This window comes from Polynucleobacter sp. 35-46-11 (genome assembly GCF_002281105.1).
Genome location: NZ_NCFJ01000544.1, coordinates 1 through 1,622, shown reverse-complemented (window position 1 = coordinate 1,622; position 1,622 = coordinate 1). Strand labels below are relative to the sequence as shown.

Below are 1,622 nucleotides of genomic sequence, written 5' to 3'. Positions count from 1 at the left end.
TCCATGAACACGCCATGCATCGTAATTTGGGGCGCACCAATCTTTGTGAGGTAGGTGCGTAGGTGGTCAATTACCTCGGCAGCAGAAATAGTTGTTGTAAAGAGTGGGGTAGAGGATCTTTGGCAGAACAGTTGTAGATCGGCATCAGCTGTTTTCCCATCAGCAACAATCACACAAGGTGGTGTTTTTGAAATTAAGCTAGAGATTTGATCTTGCCTTTGTTTTTGTTCGAGCTGAGCATGGTAATCAACCTCTTGCTCACCAAAAATCTGAATACGGCTTGGGTGAATGAGATTTAAGTGACCTACTAAGTCAGAGCTAGCTGCGGCAGCCTTGACAGCCTCCGAGGGGAATGTACGGTCTGCCCCTTCTAGGCCACCGATCCAAGAAAGCTTTAAGTCAGAGACGTTGTCATCAAAGATCTGTTGGGCAGTAACTCCCTCAAGGAGTAAGGGTTGGGTTGTCAAGCGGAGCCCCAAGTCTGTAATAGCTGGCACACCTTTTCTGGGTTGTCTTCCGTGGCAAGCGATTTTCTAGCATCTGGGTCAGAGAGCAGTTGTGCAATGGAAGACAGAATTTCTAAATGTTGCTGAGTCGCTTTTTCAGGGACGAGCAAAAAAATCAAAATAGAGACAGCCTCACCATCGGGCGCGGCAAATTCAATCGGCTCCTTTAATTTGACGAAGGCAGCAATCGGACTCTTCAGCCCTTTTACACGGCCGTGGGGGATAGCAACGCCGGCACCCAAGGCAGTAGAACCTAAGTCCTCGCGAGCATTTAAGAAGCCAACGATTGCTTCAGATTCAAGACCTGCCTGTTTTGCAAATAGCTGTCCTACAGCCGCAAATGCCTCAGCCCGATTTTTAGAGGGGCTATTCAAGGCAATGCGGTCTAAAGCGAAAAGATCGGTCAGGGCATTCATGTCAATTGATTATAGGTGTCCTGAAGCGAGGCATCACTCAAAATGCTTTTCATGGTGATGGTCTTGAATCTTCTCTTTGTGTTTAACAACTTGACGCTCTAGTTTATCGACCACCGCATCCATAGCGTGGTACAGATCAGCGTTATGCGCTTCAGCATAAAGATCTTTACCTTTTAGGTGAATTGTGATTTCGGCTGCTTGGCGAAGATTTTTTTCTTTAGCGTTATCGACAATCAAAAATGCTGAGGCATCTAGGACGTGATCAAAGTGCTTGCGAATTTTAGCTAACCCGGCTTCGAGGTGGGAACGCATGGCTGGAGTAACTTCAACATGACGACTATTAATTTTCAGATTCATCAGCAGCTCCTATTCATAGCAAAACAAATGCATGCGCAAATAATTACCCGGGGTGCGCAGCAAGCCCCTGTAACGATGTACTTGATTATTTGGAAATGAACTTCATGAACCTCCAGCGTATCAGCGATTTTGCTGAAAACCAAGGGGGCAGATCATGTTTATTTAATAAATATTCGAAAAACCGAAATATCTACATGCGGAAATTTTCGCCTAGATACACTCTTCTAACGGCGTCATTCTCAATGATTTGGTCTGGTTTACCTTCTGCCAGCACGCTACCCTCACTGATGATGTAGGCATGATCGCAAATACCTAAGGTTTCGCGTACGTTATGGTCCGTGAT

At 45.8% G+C, this 1,622-nt stretch carries 2 protein-coding genes and 2 pseudogenes; all 4 read right to left on the bottom strand.

What is annotated here, in order from left to right:
* Positions 1-467: pseudogene (locus B7Y67_RS17425) on the bottom strand (HPr kinase/phosphorylase); the annotation flags it as partial.
* Entirely contained in the window at positions 464-922 is a 459-nt protein-coding gene (locus tag B7Y67_RS17420; RefSeq protein ID WP_293599710.1) for a PTS sugar transporter subunit IIA, read from the bottom strand. The pseudogene B7Y67_RS17425 and the gene B7Y67_RS17420, both read right to left, overlap by 4 nt.
* Positions 923-955: 33 nt before the next feature.
* Positions 956-1,279, bottom strand: a complete 324-nt coding sequence (gene raiA, locus B7Y67_RS17415; RefSeq protein ID WP_215302122.1) for a ribosome-associated translation inhibitor RaiA — start codon at positions 1,277-1,279, stop codon at positions 956-958.
* A 190-nt stretch (positions 1,280-1,469) separates the two neighbouring features.
* Positions 1,470-1,622 (bottom strand): annotated as a pseudogene (locus B7Y67_RS17410) (lipopolysaccharide ABC transporter ATP-binding protein); the annotation flags it as partial.